The organism is Lacinutrix neustonica (assembly GCF_026625145.1).
GTDB lineage: Bacteria > Bacteroidota > Bacteroidia > Flavobacteriales > Flavobacteriaceae > Lacinutrix > Lacinutrix neustonica.
This window is the reverse complement of the sequence record NZ_CP113088.1, coordinates 745953-765560: the sequence shown is the minus strand read 5'-3', so window position 1 is coordinate 765560 and position 19608 is coordinate 745953. Positions and strand designations below refer to the sequence as shown.

General features: G+C 36.2%; 9 protein-coding genes and 7 pseudogenes. 6 read left to right on the top strand and 10 right to left on the bottom strand.

Annotated elements, in window-relative coordinates; translation table 11 throughout:
* Positions 1-68 precede the first annotated feature (68 nt).
* Positions 69-1151: pseudogene (locus N7U66_RS04135) on the top strand (iron-containing alcohol dehydrogenase family protein).
* Position 1152: 1 nt separating this feature from the next.
* A complete protein-coding gene (locus N7U66_RS04130; RefSeq protein WP_267677432.1) occupies positions 1153-1701 on the top strand; it encodes a 1-acyl-sn-glycerol-3-phosphate acyltransferase in 549 nt (182 codons plus the stop codon).
* A gap of 320 nt (positions 1702-2021) precedes the next feature.
* Here the strand turns inward: N7U66_RS04130 and N7U66_RS04125 are convergent.
* From N7U66_RS04125 to gcvT, 4 genes and pseudogenes are all read right to left on the bottom strand, one after another.
* Positions 2022-2745 (bottom strand): annotated as a pseudogene (locus N7U66_RS04125) (YebC/PmpR family DNA-binding transcriptional regulator).
* A 194-nt stretch (positions 2746-2939) separates the two neighbouring features.
* The gene (locus N7U66_RS04120; RefSeq protein ID WP_267677431.1) at positions 2940-3236 is read right to left on the bottom strand and encodes a 4a-hydroxytetrahydrobiopterin dehydratase; all 297 of its coding nucleotides are present in this window, start codon (positions 3234-3236) and stop codon (positions 2940-2942) included.
* 154 nt (positions 3237-3390) lie between these two features.
* The gene (locus N7U66_RS04115; RefSeq protein WP_267677430.1) at positions 3391-4224 is read right to left on the bottom strand and encodes a sugar nucleotide-binding protein; all 834 of its coding nucleotides are present in this window, start codon (positions 4222-4224) and stop codon (positions 3391-3393) included.
* Positions 4225-4348: 124 nt separating this feature from the next.
* Positions 4349-5419 carry a glycine cleavage system aminomethyltransferase GcvT gene (gene gcvT, locus N7U66_RS04110; RefSeq protein ID WP_267677429.1) on the bottom strand — a complete coding sequence of 357 codons (1071 nt, stop codon included), beginning with the start codon at positions 5417-5419 and terminating at the stop codon, positions 4349-4351.
* A 193-nt stretch (positions 5420-5612) separates the two neighbouring features.
* Between gcvT and N7U66_RS04105 the strand changes: the two are divergent.
* Positions 5613-7246, top strand: a pseudogene (locus tag N7U66_RS04105) (aminopeptidase P N-terminal domain-containing protein).
* Positions 7247-7477: 231 nt separating this feature from the next.
* Positions 7478-8125 carry an SDR family oxidoreductase gene (locus N7U66_RS04100; RefSeq protein ID WP_267677428.1) on the top strand — a complete coding sequence of 216 codons (648 nt, stop codon included), beginning with the start codon at positions 7478-7480 and terminating at the stop codon, positions 8123-8125.
* Positions 8126-8218: 93 nt separating this feature from the next.
* Here the strand turns inward: N7U66_RS04100 and N7U66_RS04095 are convergent, their stop codons facing one another.
* From N7U66_RS04095 to thrA, 4 genes and pseudogenes are all read right to left on the bottom strand, one after another.
* Positions 8219-9091, bottom strand: a complete 873-nt coding sequence (locus N7U66_RS04095; RefSeq protein WP_267677426.1) for an alpha/beta fold hydrolase — start codon at positions 9089-9091, stop codon at positions 8219-8221.
* A 152-nt stretch (positions 9092-9243) separates the two neighbouring features.
* Positions 9244-10540: pseudogene (thrC, locus tag N7U66_RS04090) on the bottom strand (threonine synthase).
* A gap of 279 nt (positions 10541-10819) precedes the next feature.
* Positions 10820-11749 (bottom strand): homoserine kinase, encoded by a 930-nt coding sequence (locus N7U66_RS04085; RefSeq protein ID WP_267677425.1) that lies wholly within the window; start codon positions 11747-11749, stop codon positions 10820-10822.
* 86 nt (positions 11750-11835) lie between these two features.
* Positions 11836-14281: pseudogene (thrA, locus tag N7U66_RS04080) on the bottom strand (bifunctional aspartate kinase/homoserine dehydrogenase I).
* Positions 14282-14614: 333 nt separating this feature from the next.
* Here thrA and N7U66_RS04075 point away from each other — a divergent pair.
* Positions 14615-16207: pseudogene (locus N7U66_RS04075) on the top strand (NAD(P)H-hydrate dehydratase).
* Between the two features lie 60 nt (positions 16208-16267).
* Here N7U66_RS04075 and N7U66_RS04070 read toward each other — a convergent pair.
* Complete coding sequence (locus N7U66_RS04070; protein WP_267677424.1) at positions 16268-17209, bottom strand: TlpA family protein disulfide reductase; 942 nt, start codon at positions 17207-17209, stop codon at positions 16268-16270.
* A 239-nt stretch (positions 17210-17448) separates the two neighbouring features.
* Between N7U66_RS04070 and hutH the strand changes: the two are divergent.
* Positions 17449-18962: pseudogene (gene hutH / locus N7U66_RS04065) on the top strand (histidine ammonia-lyase).
* Here hutH and N7U66_RS04060 read toward each other — a convergent pair.
* Positions 18959-19324 carry a hypothetical protein gene (locus tag N7U66_RS04060; protein WP_267677423.1) on the bottom strand — a complete coding sequence of 122 codons (366 nt, stop codon included), beginning with the start codon at positions 19322-19324 and terminating at the stop codon, positions 18959-18961. The pseudogene hutH and the gene N7U66_RS04060 overlap by 4 nt on opposite strands.
* Positions 19325-19608: the final 284 nt, after the last annotated feature.

The following is a 19608-nucleotide window of genomic DNA, read 5'->3' as shown; positions in this document are numbered from 1 at the left end:
AATTGGTGTATTGTAAGATGCTGATTAATAATTTTTAAAACAACAAATAACATAATTTGATTAAATAAATGAATTTTAGAAATTTCCCAATGGTGTCCAAAGTAATTTTTGGACGAGGTAGTTTTGATCAATTAGAAGAAATTATTTCACCTAAAAGACGAAATAGCAAAGCCCCATTTATATTTTTTGTTGATGATGTGTTTAAAGGAAATACTTGGTTGACTTCAAGAATTCCATTATCTTACGACGATAAACTTGTTTTTGTATCTGTAGCGGAAGAACCTAAAACAGATCAAATAGACCAACTTGTAGAAGAGATTATTCTTAACTTCAAAGAACTGCCTTCTGGTATTATTGGGATTGGAGGAGGAAGCGTACTTGATGTTGCTAAAGCGGTTGCCATAATGCTTACTAATGATGGAGAGGCTAAGGATTATCAAGGGTGGGATTTGGTTAAAAATCCCGCAGTTTATCATGTTGGTATACCTACTATCTCAGGAACCGGAGCAGAAGTATCACGAACAACAATACTTACTGGACCAAAGCGTAAATTAGGTATGAATAGCGATTACACACCTTTTGACCAGGTGGTTTTGGACCCGTAACTCACTAAAGATGTGCCAAAAGAACAATGGTTTTATACAGGAATGGATTGCTATATACATTGTATCGAATCATTAAATGGGACCTACTTAAATGCCTTCAGTAAAAGCTACGGAGAGAAAGCATTGGAATTATGTAAAGATATTTTTATTGGTGATAACTTATCAAAACAAGAGGCACAAGATAAACTCATGATGGCCAGTTGGCATGGAGGTATGAGCATTGCTTATTCGCAAGTTGGGGTTGCTCATGCATTAAGTTATGGGCTGGGATATTTATTAGGAGTAAAGCATGGTATAGGTAATTGCATCGTTTTTGATCACCTAGAAGCGTACTACCCGGAGGGCGTTAGATTGTTTAAACAAATGAAGGCCAAGCATGATATAGAATTACCTCTTGGGATATGTGCCAATTTAACCGATCATGAGTTTGATACCATGATTGATGTCGCTTTAAGTCTTGAGCCACTTTGGGAAAATGCTATTGGTAAAAACTGGAAAAAGACGATTACCCGTGCGGCCATAAGAGAATTATACGAGAAAATGTAATATGCAAAAAATAGCCAAATTTATATACTCAAAATTATTAGGCTGGGAACTGGTTGGTAACACTAACATGTCCATGGACGTGGTTAAAAAAGCAGTCATTATTGCTGTGCCTCATACGAGTTGGCATGATTTTTATATGGGAGTCCTACTTAGAAAAGTAATAGGAATAAAAACTAATTTTGTAGGAAAGAAAGAATTATTCACATGGCCTTTTGGATATTATTTTAGAGCTATTGGAGGCGTGCCTTTAAATAGGAGTAAGAATGAAAATAAAGTGGAAGCCATCGCAAAGGAGTTCGAAAAACGTGACGAATTTAGAATCACTTTTGCTCCTGAAGGTACCGTAAAGAAAGTAGAGCAATGGCGCACAGGCTTTTATTATATTGCTAAAGCTGCAAAAGTTCCTATTATCATGTTTACCTTAGACTTTAAGAACAAACAAAACAAAGTATCGGAACCGTTTTATCCAACAAGTGACATAGAGGCTGATTTTATCTATATGTATAATTTCTACAAAGGCGTCATCGGAAAAGTGTCAAAATACAGTTAATCGATGATATGTGTGTTTTATCGATTATTTATCGATAATCTTGACGATATAAAATTAGCTGTGGTTTTTATCGAAAAAGGAACGCAAACGTTGTATTAAACTAAAATTAATAGTAGTTTGGTACTATAATTGAAACTATTATGGTGTAGTATTCGGATGAAACATAAAGTAAACTTTAAGCCCTAAGTCCCTAAAAAGAAACATTCACCTACTACGACATTATAATTAAAAAGCTACTTCACCTACTGAAGTAGCTTTTTACTTTTCTATCAAAGGCAATTATATAAGGTCTTTATCCAGAACCCTAAGATTTTATCTCATTACTCCTCACTGCTTTCCTCCATGGTATGATATACATTTTGTACATCGTCATTGTCATCTAATTTTTCCAAAAGTTTTTCAACGTCGGCCTGTTGTTCCGGTGTTAAGGTTTTTGTTACTTGAGGAATGCGCTCAAAGCCGTGAAGACAGTATTTCTATTTCACGTCTTTCCAATTCTGCTTGAATGGCGCCAAAACTTTCAAACGGTGCATAAATTAATATCCCATCATCATCTGCAAACACTTCTTCCGCTCCAAAATCTATAAACTCCAATTCTAATTCTTCAGGATCTAAACCTTCCGCATCAATTCTAAAATTACAAGTATGATCAAACATAAAAATAACTGATCCAGAGGTTCCTAAACTGCCATCACATTTATTAAAATAGCTTCTCACATCAGCAACGGTTCTTGTATTGTTATCTGTTGCGGTTTCTACTAATACGGCAATTCCATGAGGTGCATACCCTTCAAAAATAACCTCCTTAAAATCACCTTGATCTTTTTCACTGGCTTTTTTAATGGCACGCTCCACATTGTCTTTTGGCATGTTTACAGCCTTGGCATTTTGTATCACAGCACGTAAGCGTGAATTACTCGCTGGATCTGGACCTCCTTCCTTTACGGCCATGACAATGTCTTTTCCTATACGTGTAAAGGCCTTACTCATGGCAGACCAGCGTTTCATTTTTCGTGCTTTACGGAATTCAAAAGCTCTTCCCATATATCATCTTGTTTTTTTTATTCCCACTTAGACGGAAATGTATTTTTATTTTAATATCCACGAGGGTGGAAACCTTCTTAAATCTTCAATCGCAAATTTAAAAAAATCTAGGAGGTTTAAAAATATAATGAACATCTAAAAGCAATTGCCTTAAGACGACAGTATAGCAAATTTTATTTGTATTAATAAACGAGTTACTCTTCTTCTTCTTCTTCAACAATGCCTTCAATAACAAGCGCGAGCTTTATATCTTTTAGAGTGATGCCGCCAGCATCATGAGTCGTTAAAGAGATGTTTAATACATTGTAGGAATTAGACCAGTCCGGGTGGTGGTTTAAAGCTTCACACTCAAAAGCAATCCGACTCATGGCGCTAAAGCAATCTTTAAAATTGTTAAATTCATACTCAGTATGTATAGCGTCATCTTCATAATCCCATTCCGGTAATTTCTCTAAGTGTTTTACGATTTCTTTTTCTGATAGTTTAGACATAATATGTGCTTTTTTAATGGGTCTACTACTGCAAGGAATTCTCGATAGAACCTTTAGAGTGACCATTGGTTTAATTAATTATAAAAATAAGAATAGTCCTGTCCATTTAATAGATTATCCTTTCTTTTTTTGAAAAAAGACCCTCAGAAAGAGACTAAATTTCTAATTCTTTCAAAATGTCACTACTTTCTAATTGTAGATGTTTAGGCAACTTGTTTTCCTTACTCATAACAGCTAAATAACGCTCGTCATTGGTGGTATACACATTTTTAAAGGTGGGTTTGGAAGCTCCTAATCGTGCTGTGATTTCTTCGATAAAATCATCATGGTGCACTAAATCGTTGCTTCCCAAGTGAAAAACACCATATTTATTGCGATTAATAATATAATGTATTTGCTGGGTTACTTTAGAATCTGTAGTAACGTTCATGATTAAATTAGGAAACACTTCAATAGGTGCCCCTTCTTTTAAGAACGCCTTAATCTCTGTTATTCGTGGCGAATGCACTCCAAAAACCATAGGCAAGCGTATAATAGTCACTAGCTTTTTTGGCAAGCGTAAGAGCATGTTTTCAATTTTAATTTTAAAGTGCCCGTACATGCTATGACTTAGTGTTTTATCTAATTCATAGCTTGGGAATTTGCTATAAGCATCAAAAACATTTGCAGAAGATAAAAAAATAAGGCGTGCATTATTGGCGACTATATATTCTGTAAGATGGGCATGTGCAATGATTTGGGCAGAAAAATTGCCTCTCAGGGCAGAAATAATAACGGTGGGTTTTACAGCCTCAAGAATTTCGAAAATATCATCTTCTTCCACATGATACTGAAAATAATGTTGATTCTTGTCAAAGCTGTAATTATCAGTTCTATAGGTGCCATAGGTTCTAAAATAGGAACAGAGCTCCTTGTAAATCGCTTCACCTAAAAACCCACTTGCCCCTAAAACAAGAATTCTATTTTTTTTATCTACTTCTTTCTTCATTATGAGTTACAACTAAAATAGTTATAAACTATTGTCACACAGGGCACCCTCCGGGTTCCATTTCGTCTAAACACAAATAAAGATTTTGACAGCACTTAATCAGACCTCCAGTTGAAATAGTTAATTAGCCTTTATAAAAAGGTAATTTCACAACGGTTGCAGGAATGGCGTTTTTTCTAATTTGTATGTTTATTTTGCTTCCAAAATCACTAAACACCGGAGAAACATAACCTAAACCAATACCTTTTTTTAGTGAAGGGGACATCGTGCCGGAGGTTACTTTTCCAATATGGTTGCCGGCATTGTCAACAATATCGTACCCACTTCTTGGAATGCCTTTGTCGTCTAATTCAAACGCCACCAATTTTCTTTTTAATACATGTTTTTTCTGTTCAGCTAAATTTTCAGAATTTGTAAAGTGTTTCGTAAACTTAGTTATCCAGCCTAAACCAGCTTCTAAAGGGGATGTGGTATCATCGATATCATTTCCGTAAAGACTATAGCCCATTTCTAACCGTAAAGTGTCTCGTGCAGCAAGACCTATTGGTTTAGCGCCAGCCTGAGTTACTCGATCCCAAATTTGTTTCACGTCTTCGTTTTTACAATAAATTTCAAATCCACCACTGCCTGTGTAACCTGTAGCCGAGATAATGACGTGCTCTATACCTGCAAAATCACCAACAATAAAGTTGTAGAATTTGATTTCTGATAGATCATGACTTGAAAGGGGTTGCATTTTTTCAACGGCATTTGGACCTTGTATAGCAAGTAAAGAATAGGCTTCAGAAACGTCTTTCATTTCTGCTCCAACATCATTTTTAGAGTAAATCCAATTCCAATCCTTTTCTATATTACTGGCATTTACCACTAATAAATACTGTTCTTCTTTTATTTTATAAATGAGTAAGTCATCTACAATGCCACCGTCATCATTAGGAAGACACGAATATTGCGCTTTTCCAACCGTTAATTTGGAGGCGTCATTACTGGATACTTTCCGGATTAAAGCTAAAGCATTTGGGCCTTCAATTAAAAACTCGCCCATATGAGATACATCAAATACACCAACATCCTTTCTAACGGCTTCGTGTTCAATATTGACGCCATCGTACTGTACGGGCATGTTGTATCCTGCAAATGAGACCATTTTTGCACCAAGTGCTTCGTGAGTTGATGTTAGCGCTGTATTTTTCATTGAAAAGTATTTTTTATTATTCTCAATAAGGTGAGAATTTTATAATAGTTCTAAAAATTTATGAAGCAAAAGTATTGAAAATTATCGAGTCGGTTTCAACATTAAAACGATTAAAAATTTGTTAATTTCGTTAACGTTTTTGCCTACTCTTCATTATTATGCTTAATTTTCAACTTCAACAATATTAAACAAAATGAATACTCGATTGATATTACTTATTCTTTCTTTTTTTACAACAATTAGTTTTGCACAAAATGGAAATCCTACAGACTACTTAAAACCAGAATTTCACAAGAGTAGAAGAGCGGCGTTGCGGGCTAAAATGCCAGCAAATAGTGTGGCTGTTTTTTTTGCCAATCCGGTGAGAAACCGTGCCAACGATGTAGACTATATATACCATCAAGATCCAGATTTTTATTACTTAACCGGTTATAAAGAGCCAAATACAGCTTTAATTGTTTTTTCTGAAAACCAAACAAATACGAACGGCACAGCATTTAATGAGATTCTTTTCGTTCAGGAAAAGGACAAGCGGGCCGAAATGTGGACGGGTTACAGGCTGGGTGTCGAAGGTGCCAAAGAGCAACTTGGTTTTGAAATGGTTTTAAATGGAACAGCCTTTCGGGATTCAGGAATAGATTATTCGAAGTTTAATAAAGTGTTTTTTAATAATTTCAATGATGATTACAGGGATTCTAAACGAAATAAAGCTGATTTATACGATTTGGTAAACACGTTTAAATCTCAAATAGGATATGATACCGCTCCGGAAGAATCAGAGATGGTAAGACGAGTTAAAACGACTATAAAAGCGACGGATATTGAGAACAGTGCGAATGTGGCTCAAAAAATCGGAGAAATTTATACAGATTATCCCGAATTAAAAGCAGATGAAAACATTGTTAAATATGTTACTGCCGAAACTAATGCCTTAAGAAAAGAAGCCAAAGAGAACATTATTAAAATAGAGGCTGTGCCTAAAAAAAATAATTTAGCGCCTAGGGAATTAACAACCTTTATGGCAGAGTTACGACAAATGAAAACACCGGAAGAGATGGTGTTATTAACCAAAGCGATTCGTATTTCGGCACAAGGTCAAATAGAAATTATGAAAGCCATGCATCCCGGAATGTCTGAAACAGAAATACAAGGCGTTCATGAGTTTGTTTACAAAAAGTATGGCAGTGAGTATGAAGGGTACCCAAGCATCGTGGGTGCAGGAAATAATGGTTGTGTGTTGCATTATATTGAGAACACAAAAATGAAAGTAGAGAACGATTTGGTGTTAATGGATTTAGGAGCAGAATATCATGGCTATACGGCAGATGTTACGTGAACAATTCCTGCCAATGGGAAATTTAACAAAGAACAGCGTGCCATTTATGACATTGTTTTAGAAGCGCAAAATGCAGGGATTGAAGCGTGTCAAGTAGGCAATGCCTTTTGGGCCAGTAACCAAGCGGCTCAGGACGTGGTAAATAAAGGATTAGCGAGATTAGGCATTATTGAAACTGAAAACATAAAGCATAGTTATTTACCGCATGGGGTGTCTCATCACATAGGACTAGATGTTCATGACCCGGGAACTTACGGCCCTTTAGAAGCCAATCAAGTGATAACAGTAGAACCTGGAATTTATATTCCGAAGGGAGTCCTTGTGACAAAAAATGGTGGGGCATTGCCGTACGTATTGAAGATGATATTTTAATTACAGAAAACGGACCCGTAAATCTATCTGCCGATGCGCCAAGAGATGCTGACGAGATCGAGAAATTAATGCGTCAGAAAAGTGCTTTAGATGATTTTATATTACCTAAGCTAGATTAAAAAAAACAGCTTTTGTAATACTAAAAATTCATTTAGATCAATGCATATTATTTCTAGGGTTCCATGTTTATGTATAGGACACCTGGTAGAAAATACGTTTCATGCGGGTCAACGGACCCCATTTATCTTACAGAAAATACCATTGCTAAAACTACGTTAAAACTATACTAAAGCCAAGTTAAATGAGAAAACTAGAGCCGTTGTGCGACTTTTTCTTCGTATCTTAAGGTTATGGAAAATATACTAGTAGCAGGTGCCAATGGCACCACAGGAAAACAAATAATAAATCTATTAAAAGAATCACAATACTTTAATCCGATTGCGATGGTGCGTGATGAAACGCAATTTAAATCCTTTGAAAATCAGAACGTAGACGTTGTCATGGCAGATTTAGAAAAAGATGTCTCTCATGTTTTTAAAAATAACACTATCGATAAAGTAATTTTTGCAGCAGGATCTGGTGGTAAAAAAGTAGAGGAAGTTGATCAAAATGGAGCCAAACGCATGATTCATGCTTCTGTAGAATCGGGAGTTAAAAAGTTTGTCATGTTAAGTTCCATGGGGGCAGATAAACCTAAAGAAGCGGACCAATTGGTAGAGTATTTGAAAGCAAAGCATAACGCAGACGAATATTTAAAAAATAGCAGCTTGAATTATGCTATTGTGAGACCGGGAACATTGAATAATGAATCGGCAACAGATAAAATTGAGCTCGAGGAAAAATTGAATAAACGGGGAGAGATTAGTAGAGCAGACGTCGCGCAAACTTTAATAAGAAGTCTAAACGATGATACTGCTAATAAAAAAACCTTTGAAATTATAAGTGGTGAAACACTTATAGGTAAAGCATTACATAAAGTGTCTGCTATAGAAGCTTAAACTTTTTCATTAAAAAACCATTGCATTTTTATAGCCACGAAATCAGTGGCTATTTTTATACCCTGGGTTTTACTACAAATTTCAGGGAAGCCTTTACTTATTATTTATTTTTTCTAAATAACTGTTAATATGCTTAAAATAGAGCGTAGGTTGATCTAACCATCCATAATGGCTACAGTTGTCAAGAATGACCAACTCTGAGTTTTGAAGTGCGCTTTTCGCGACTTCTGCAGTTTCTAAATCAATAATATCTTGTTTGCCTTGAATGATGAGCACAGGGACTTTAATTTTCTTTAACCCTTCTGTGCAATCAAAAGCAATCGCGCTTATGTTTTGCCACACCAGCCCGTTTATAACAGAATTGCCTTGCGTAAGCCGTTCTGCAACAACAGGAATATTAGATTTGTCGAATAAATAGGCAGGCGCTAAAAAAGTACCGCGTTTTAATCTTGCGAGATAGGTGGTATCTCCATTTGCGATTTTACGATTCCAATAGTTTAGTGAATCTCGTTCTAAGCGGGTTAATTTTGAGGTGATATCAATTCTAGAAAAAAGATCTAGTTTAAGACCTCCTGAAGACGATAAAATAAGACCTCGAATGCTTTCGGGGTGCTTGGAAGCATAATAAGCCCCTAGCATGCCGCCAAACGAATGTCCTAGAATCACCCAATTATTAAGCCCCAGGTGTTTTCTAATCACCTCGATGTCTGCTACCATAGCATCCATTGTGATGGTTTGTGCATTTATGTTTGGTATTTTAGATTCCCCAGTGCCTCGCTGATCATAAATAATGGCTTTATTGGTTTTACCAATAATTTGCGCTAAAGCCTTAAAACCCTCACTATTCATACCCGGACCACCATTAATAATTAATATGGGTTGTCCTTGTCCATATGAGGTTAAATGAATGGTGTTATCTCCTGATTGGATGTATGTTTTGTCTTGAGAGTATGTGAAAAAGGACAAAAAAACTAGCGTTAAAAGTAATACTATAGTCTTGTTATTCATTGTCTTATATCTTTTTGTACCCGGTTTGAGACTTCACACGATGCTATGATTCTGCTTATTGTAATAAAACCAGATGCTTAAGTGTTCTTAATAATTTAGGAATAATACTGCTATTTTTCAAGTAAGTACGCCTTTAATTCGTCATAGCTGCTAATCTTAATGGCGACCTTCTCTTTTCCCATGACGGCTAGAATTTGCTTTGGTAATTTTTGTTTCTCCTTAATAACGTCCTCAACCACCTCTAGAAATTTAGTTGGGTGTGCCGTTTCTAAAAATACACAATGTGCACTAGGATGCTGCTTTAAATAGGCTTTGCAACCTAAATATCCTACAGCTCCGTGCGGGTCTGCAACGTAATTAAAGGTGTCATAAATCTCTTTTAAAGCGTCACGAGTAGCTTCATCACTAAAACTAAAAGAGGATAAGTTTGATTTTAATACCTCAAAATTATTTTTATAAATCTCACGAATACGAATAAAGTTACTAGGATTTCCAACATCCATGGCATTACTAATGGTTTGTACCGATGGTTTGGGCGTATATTGTTCGGTCTTCAAATATTGGGTGACCACATTGTTTTCATTATTAGAAGCGATAAAATGCTTAATAGGTAAGCCTAGTTGTTGCGCCATCATACCCGCGCAAACGTTTCCAAAATTACCACTTGGTACAGAAAACACAAGGTCTTTATAGGTCTTATACAATTGCTTGTAGGCAAACATAAAATAAAAAAGCTGTGGCATCCAACGGGCTACATTTATAGAATTGGCAGATGTGAGTTGCATTTTACTGGTTAATGCCTCGTCTAAAAAAGCACGTTTTACCATCTCCTGACAATCATCAAACACACCGTCAACTTCTAACGCTGTAATGTTTTGACCAAGGGAGGTTAGTTGTTTTTCTTGAATAGCACTTACTTTTCCACTAGGGTAGAGAATAACCACATTGACCCCTTTAACACCAAGAAAGCCATTGGCGACGGCACCTCCAGTATCTCCGGAGGTGGCCACTAAAACGGTGACCTCGTTAGTGTTATCTTTGTTGAAATACCCTAAACAACGTGCCATAAACCGTGCGCCAACATCTTTAAAAGCCATGGTTGGGCCATGAAAGAGTTCTAAAGTTGAGATGCTATCATTCAATGTTATTACAGGGAATTCAAAAGACAAGGTGTCTTCAATAATTGTTTTAAGGATGTCTTCAGGAATATCCGGGCTCACAAATGGCTTGATGGCTTCAAATGCGATTTCCGAATTGCTTAGCGTATCGATGTTTTTAAAAAACGAATGCGGTAAAGGGGTAATACGCTCCGGAAAGTACAAACCTTTATCTCGGCGCAAGACCTTTTATGACCGCCTGTTTGAATGTTGTGTTTGGTGCTTGTTTGTTTAGACTGTAATAGTTCATGTTTGCTTTTGTCTGTCGACTGCACTCAGGATACACTTGAGCGAAAATCTTTTAATATTAATTTAGCTTATACCTATACTTCTTTCAAATCTGCATGACAAATTTTTTTGGCTATTGCTAAGATAGCCAAGTCGTTAAAAAAAAGCACATTGTAATGATATCTTGATTATTAGCTTGTCATTATTATTTTATATTTCTCGTTGTCATGCTGAGCTTGTCGAAGCAGCTTTTAAATAGATGCCTCATTTTGTTCAAAAGGAGTGAGCTCACTCTTTTTAATTAGTTACTTTTAATTACTCGAATACCTTCCATATTAATCTTTGACAGATGAATATCAAAATTAATATCTGTTTTAGAGTATACTTTTTTCATAGCATGGGCGACTGCTTCTGCAGCTGCTTTCCCTTTTGATAAAGCAAAAATGGAGGGCCCGGAACCGGAGATGCCAGCACCTAAAGCACCTGCTTTTATGCTTTCTGTTTTCACGACATCAAAATATGGAATCAATTGGCTTCTAAAGGGTTCAACAATAATATCGTTTAACGAATCACTAATTAATTCATAGTCACTCGTATGCATCGCATGTACTAAACTCCCTAAGTTTGCCCATTGGGTAATCGCTTTCTTAAGTGCTATTTGTTTTGGTAAAATAGCTCTTGCTTCTGCCGTTTTTATTTCTATTTCAGGGTGAATGATGGTGGCATATAATTTTGAAGGAGAAGGGATTGCTAATACCTGTAATGGCGTGCATGATTTCACTAATGTAAAGCCTCCAAATATGGCAGGTGCAATATTATCTGCATGTTCGCAGCCACTAGCGAGGGCTTCTCCTTTCATCGCGAAATTGGTGATTTGTGTTTTGTTAAAAGGGCTGCCTAATAATTGGTTAATCGCCCACACACTGCCCGCTGCACTAGCAGAACTGCTGCCAATCCCACTGCCGGGTTTTATCTTTTTATAAATTTCGATTTCGAATCCGCAATGAGGTTGGGCTACTTCCATTAAAGCTAAAGCTGAAACACCCGCAACATTTTTATGAGCTTCAAATGGTAAATCGTAACCTTCAATTTTTGTAATGCGAATCCCTTTGTCTTTAGTTTTCCTTACTACCATTTCATCTCCAATGGTATCTAAACAAAAGCCAAGAACATCAAATCCACAGGATACATTAGCCACGGTGGCAGGTGAAAATATTTTTATTTCATTCATATTTTATATTCAATATGGAACAGAGGAAAGAAAATTAGACCGCAACTGGAGTGTCTTTATCCTGTTTCCTCTATTCCTTACGTGTTTTAATTATTTCCAACGCGAATAATATCGGCAAACAACCCGGAGGCCGTGACATCTGCTCCAGCACCAGCACCTTTAATAATCATGGGTTGCTCGGGATAGCGTTGCGTATAAAACATCACGATATTATCTTTTCCTTCCAAATTATAAAACGGATGCCCTTGTGGAATTTCCTTCAACCCAACCTTGGCTTTCCCCTTATTAAATTCTGCAACATATTTTAGCTGACAGTTTTTTGCTTTTGCTGCAGCATATAGCTTTTGAAAATGAGTTTCTTCTTGAACTAAAGTACTATAAAAATCAGCGACTGAGTCACTTTCTAAGTTTGCCTTTGTTAAAAAAGAAGCGTTGGTTATGTCTTCCAAATTCATTGCGGTGCCGCTCTCTCCGGCTAAAATTAAAATTTTTCGAGCGACATCAACACCACTTAAGTCTATTCTTGGATCAGGCTCGGTATACCCTTCCGTTTGTGCTTGCTTAACCACATCATGAAAGGGCGTGGAAGCATTAAAATTGTTAAAAACAAAGTTTAAACTCCCGAGACAAAACCGCTTGAATGGAGGTGATTTTATCTCCGGAAGCCATTAAATTACTTAAGGTGTCGATAATAGGTAGACCTGCCCCCACATTGGTTTCAAATAAAAACGGTGCATTGTATTCTAGTGACAATGCTTTTAGTTTTACATAGTTTTCATAAGTACTTGAACAGGCAATTTTATTACAGGCAACTACGGCGATACTCTCTTTTAGATATTTGGCATATAACTTTGAAACCGCTTCATTAGCAGTCACATCTACAAAAACACTGTTACGGAGGTTTAAAACTTTTGCATTTTTAAAAAAGCCTTCTAGGGTAGCCACTTCTCCTTCTTTTAACTCCGCTTTCCAGGCGTTCAAATCAATACCGTCTGCATTAAAAACCATCGTTCGAGAATTGGAGAGCCCTGCAACCCGTAAATTAATTTTTAGATGCTTTTTTAAATACTGTTGCTGTTGTTTTATCTGTTCTACTAGGCGTTCGCCCACATTTCCTACACCAGTGATGAAGACATTAAGTTGTTTGGTGTCACTTTCAAAAAAGCTTTCATGTAGGGTATTCAGCGCTTTCTTTACATCTTTTTCAGCAATGACCGCAGAGATATTTCTTTCTGAAGCCCCTTGTGCAATCGCCCGTATATTAATATTGTTTTTCCCTAAAGTACTAAACATTTTACCACTAATGCCTTGGTGGCTTTTCATTTTATCACCTATTAAAGCGATGATTGCTAACTCTTTTTCAACAAGAATCGGGTCAATTTTCTTTGTGGCTATTTCATATTCAAAAACTTCATTAATGGCAAATTCTGCAAGATTGGCTTCTTGTACTTCAATACCAAAACAAATGGAGTGCTCAGAGGAGGCTTGTGTAATTAAGATGATATTAATTTTCTCTTGAGCCAAGGTTTCAAACAAACGTTTAGAAAAACCAGGCACGCCTACCATACCATTACCTTGAAGGGTTAATAAGGCGATGTTGTTTATATTGGTAATGCCAGTGGCGGTGGAAGATTTTCCATGACTATTCTCTGAAATAATAGTTCCAAGAGCTTTGGGGTCCATAGTATTTTTAATATGGATTGGTATTTTTAAATCTAATACAGGTTGCACCGTTGGCGGATAAAGTACTTTAGCGCCAAAATGTGATAATTCCATGGCTTCCTGATAGCTAATGTGTTTAATAGGGTAGGCTTGTTTCACTAATTTAGGATTGGTGGTATACATGCCACTAACATCGGTCCATATTTCTAGTCGCTCTACGTGTAAGGCGGCAGCAATAATGGCAGCAGTGTAATCTGATCCGCCACGCCCTAACGTCGTAATCTCATGGTTTACAGATTTTGAAATAAACCCAGGTACGATGGTGATACTTTTATTAGACGTATTAAAATAGTTCCGAATATTTAAATTGGTAGGCTCAAACTTCACTTCAGCTTTTGTGAAATTTGAATTGGTTACAATTAGCTCTTGCGCATTTTTTAATACGGCACTTATGGCTCTACTTTTAAGGGTTTCAGCAATAATAAATGAAGATAATAGTTCACCAAAACTTAACAGACGATCTGATGTTTGATGTGATAATTCATTGATTAAAAAAATACCATCTAAAAGATTTTTTAGTTGTTTTAACTTTTCTTCTAGAGCATCTGCAACTTTGGTCTCGTTGGTAGGAATTAATTCAGAAAGCATGGCTAAATGTTTGTTCTTAATGGCTTTATACTCCTTTTTATAGTCTTTTTTGTTATCCTTGGCTAAATGTCCCGCTTTTAATAGCTTATCGGTAATTCCACCTACCGCAGAGACAACACATATAACCTTGCTTTGTTTGGCATTCGCTTCTAAAATAGCGATAACTTTATTGATGTTTTTTGAAGAACCTACAGAGGTTCCTCCAAATTTTAATACTTGCATGGGTATTCTGTTTTAATCGAAATTAATTTTGAAAAATTAGCATAGAAGCTAAAATAGGTGCGGAAGTGAATATCATTAATAACCCAAAAGGGTCATCGTAATCATAGTAATGCCTGCAAAAATAGTAATACGTACGTCAATAACTGAAGTCGTATTTAAGGGTGCTATTTGAGCGTTGTTGTTCATTTTTGAATGTATTACATAGTAAATGTATTACTTTTGCGCTAATAACAAAACAAAACTTCCATTTTTATAAGATTCTGAATTAAAACGGAATGTATTTCACTATCGAAATAAATAGGGGGTTAGAATTACGGATTATTAAATTATAAAATGAAAATATTCTCTAAAGAACAAATATACGCTGGAGACAAACGGACAGCCGAAAAACAAAACATTTCCTCAACCGATTTAATGGAGCGTGCGGGAACACAAATTTTTAATTGGTTGCACATACGCATGCAAGGGGCGCAAGTGCCTATTCATGTGTTTTGTGGTATTGGTAACAACGGAGGGGATGGATTAGTAGTGGCCGGACATTTAATTTCACATGGTTATAACGTAAAAACTTACGTTGTCAACTGTAGTACCAAGCGCTCAAAAGATTTTTTAATTAATTACGATCGTATTAAAAACGTCACGAAGGATTGGCCAATATTATTAAGTTGCGAAGAAGATTTTGAAACCATAGTCATCGATGATAAGGATATTATTATAGATGCTATTTTTGGCATCGGTATTAATAGACCGGTTGCCCCTTGGGTAAAGGCGCTGTTTACCCATTTTAGAGCGACTCGAGCCTTTACAGTATCCATAGATATTCCTTCCGGCTTACATACAGATACTGTGCCAGGAGGATAAGGAGGCGATTGTAACTGCAGGGTATACCTTGAGTTTTCAAACCCCAAAATTAGTTTTCTTTTTACCGGAAACTGCAAAATATACGACACAGTGGGAAGTGCTGGACATTGGAATTGATCCCGAATATTTGCTTACCACCGAAACAGCCGCAGAATTGATTGGAAAGAATGAGGTTTTGCCCATTTACAAACCACGTGAAAAGTATTCTCATAAAGGCACCTATGGTCATAGTTTAATCATTGGTGGTAGCTATGGAAAAATAGGAGCGGTTACTTTAGCCAGTCGGGCAGCATTATCTGTTGGCGCTGGAAAAGTGACGGCCTATATACCAAAATGTGGCTACACGGTGTTGCAGACCTCTTTACCGAAGCCATGGTTATTACAGATCCGGAGGAAGAAAAGATTACAAAAATTAATTTTGATATCGCGCCAACCGTTATTGGTTTTGGGGTAGGCGTAGGGACAGATGTTAAAACAATTGCTGCTTTTGAAGCGTTTTTAAAAACCAATAAAACACCTTTAGTCGTTGACGCCGATGGATTAAATATTTTATCTAAAAAGAAAGCGCTTTTAAAAACATTACCTAAGCAAACCATTTTAACACCACACCCTAAGGAGTTGGAAGGCTTAGTAGGGAAGTGGAAAGACGATTTTGATAAACTAAAGAAAGTCAAAGCCTTTTCAAAAAAACACCATGTGATTGTGGTTATTAAAGGCGCAAATACCATTACGGTTTTTAAGGACAAATTATATATCAATACCACAGGGAATCCAGGCTTAGCAACAGCAGGCAGCGGAGATGTGTTAACAGGAATGATTACTGGTTTAGTGTCGCAGGGTTATGAAGCATTAGCTTCTGCTATTTTCTCCGTTTACTTACATGGGCGCTCTGCAGATTTGTTAATAGAAAATCTTGGGTATCAAAGTTTAATAGCGAGTCATGTTATCGAGGGTATAGGTGAGGCCTACATCGATTTATTTAAACAACCAGAGCCACCTCAGTTAGAAGACGTTGATGAGGATACCAATAAAAAATCAAAAACGAACAGGAAGAAAAAGAAATAACCATAAAAAAGGCGACCATTTTAAAATGGTCGCCTTTTTTTAATTAGAGTAGTTATAAGTTCAAATATTTTCTAAACTATTAAGTACTTCTCTTAATTTAGGACTCGAAGGTCTTGGTGCATCGGCATTAACAATGTTTCCTGCGGGATCAATTAAAATAAAACGAGGAATCCCTTTTATTTCAAAGCCTTGAACAAAATCTGATTGCCACCCTTTATCTGATAATACTTGAATACCTCCCAAGTCTTTTTCTTTAATCATGGTTTTCCAACCTGCTCTTGCAGCAGCAGCATCACGATTTTTATAACCTCTGCCATCATCAACAGACAAACTTAAAAATGCTATATTTTTATCATGAAATTCTTTTTCTATTTCTTTCAAAGCTGGTATTTCTTTAATGCAAGGACCACACCAAGTTGCCCATACGTCGACGTAGACATATTTGCCTTTTAAATCGGATAAAGAAGTGGTACCTCCTTTTGCGTTTTCATAGTTCTCAAAAGCAGGAGCAGGTTTCCCAATATAATCTGCAAATTTAGAAGCTCTAGCCTGAGCAGATGCCATATTTTGCTTATATGCATTAAAGATGCCATCCTTAAACGCCTCTAAGCCCTTCTTCTCTTGAGAAAGTAAGGTAGAATCTATATTTTTGTTTTTATCTAAAAAGGCAGTCAACTTGGCATGAATTTCTGCTGTTGTAGATTTAAAATCGGCTTCTTCAAAATCCCAAAGTCCAGGAGGATAAAGCGTTTCTTCCATTAAAGCTTTTTGTGCTAAATAATTATTAGTTTCAGCGCCCACACCTTCATAGGTAATACTTTCGTCAAACCGTTTCGTGTCTATTGTAACATTTAAATCATAACCGTTCTTTAAATAGAGGTTTGTACTTTCTCCACCATCGTAAAAATTATAGAGTCCTGCGTCTACTTTTAAAGTATCTCTAAAAGTGCCATCGTCGTTTACCTTTATGGTTTTTGAATAGGTTTGTGTTCTTAATACCACAGAATCACTGTTTTTATCTGTAATCTTACCGAAAAAGTAACATAATCTTTAGGTGCTTCTTTACAACCTACTATTGCTAAAGCAGAAAGGCATATTAATAGTTTTTTCATTAATTGAAAGTTTTAGTTCGATCAAAAATAATTGATTATAATTATCTTTATTATGATTTTCATAAATTATTAACATTTCTTGCATATCAGTATACGAATGATGACTTTTGAGCCTGTACAAATAAATTTATGAATACTACACATTATATCTCTTCTGAAGTTTTAGAATTAACGACTGTTCATGCTATTATTAATGAGCAAAAACAGATACAATTATCTGAAGACGCAAAGCAACGTATTATTAATTGTCGCACGTTTTTAAATGAAAAACTAAAAGTTGAAACCAAACCCATTTATGGTATCAATACCGGTTTTGGTTCTTTATATAATGTAAAGATTTCTAATGAAAATCTAACAAAGCTTCAGGAAAACTTAGTCATGTCTCACGCTTGCGGTACAGGAGAACAAGTGCCACAAGAGGTTGTAAAACTCATGTTGCTTTTAAAAATACAATCACTTAATTACGGCCATTCCGGAAGTCAGTTAGCAACGGTTGAACGCTTAATCGATTTTTATAATCATGATATTTTACCAGTAATTTACACACAGGGTTCGCTGGGAGCCTCCGGCGATTTAGCTCCTTTGGCGCATTTGTCACTGCCATTAATTGGTAAAGGCAAAGTTAATTACAAAGGCGCTGTGTTGCCTTCGGAAGTGGTGCTCAAAAAATTCAACTGGCAACCTATTCAACTGCAATCTAAAGAAGGATTAGCCTTGCTGAATGGCACCCAGTTCATGAGTGCTTATGGTATTCACTTACTTTTAAAATCTTTTAAACTCTCGTATTTAGCTGATTTGATTGGAAGTGTTTCTTTAGACGCTTTTGATGGCGGATTAGCCCCTTTTAATGAATTAGTACATTTGGTTAGACCACACAATGGGCAAATAAAAACAGCTGCACGGGTGCGTGAGTTTCTAGAAGGAAGCGTGCTAATCAATCAAGAAAAACAACACGTTCAAGACCCCTACTCATTTCGTTGTATTCCGCAAGTGCATGGTGCAACAAAGGATACCTTGAATTTCGTGCTAAAGACGTTTAAAACAGAAATTAATTCCGTGACCGATAATCCTAATATTTTTTCAAAAGACGACGAAATTATCTCTGGTGGAAACTTTCACGGTCAGCCTTTAGCATTAGCATTAGATTATTTAAAAATTGCTATGGCCGAATTGGGAAATATTTCTGAGCGTCGTGTATTCCAACTAGTTTCTCGGACTAAGAGGCTTGCCAGCTTTTCTCGGTTAATAATCCAGGATTGAACTCCGGACTTATGATTCCGCAGTATACCGCGGCTAGTATTGTGAGTGCCAATAAACAATTAGCGACTCCAGCAAGTGTTGATAGTATTGTGTCTAGTAACGGCCAAGAAGACCATGTTAGTATGGGTGCCAATGCCGCAACTCAAGCCTATACGTTGATTAATAATGTGGAACGTATTTTGGCTATCGAATTACTTAACGCATCCCAAGCTTTAGCCTTTAGAATGCCTTTAACATCGTCCGCATTTATTGAGCAGTTTCTGCAAGCCTATAGAGTGGAGGTGCCTTTTATAGAAGAAGATGAAGTGCTGCATGATAGCATAGAAGCGTCTATACAATTCATTCAGCAGCTTAATATTGATGTGAACGAGTTGTTTGATTAAACGGCGTTTAGTAAATTTTTAGCCCAATGTTCTGCGGCAGAGGTCTCATTAAAGACTTCAAAGGGTTTTTGCAAGAAGTTTTTTTCGTAATTCGCACTACTAGCGGCAAAATAATTAAATGCAACAACCGCAAAACCTTTAAGGCTTTCTACTTGGGAAGAGCGACTATAAATAGAGGGATCTACAGAATAAGAATGAATCCGTTCTGTAATGTATACAAACGGTTTTTTTTGGAAATGATTTAATAAGAAAACTGTAATGACATGGCTCTTTTCAGGACATAAGGTAACACCTTCATTAACGTTGCAGATGACATAATCTTCAAAAAGTCTAATTTTACAAAACTCTAATTCTATAGTCATTTAAAAGTGATTTGGGAATTCAAAATTAGTACTTAAAAAGGGATATACATAACTCACGGACTAGTTTTAGACCGTAGTAAATAACATCTATAAAAGGTCTCCTTTCAATATATTTTGTGCGTTACAAAAGTGATCAGTTCATACAATTACAGCTCTGCTAATAGCTACCTTTTACTTTATTTTGGGGATACTAGATTGGTTTGTAATTTTAGTTTGGTGCATAAAAAAAGCTTCCATATGAAAACATATCGAAGCTTTTTAATTTATAGGTATTATTATTTATT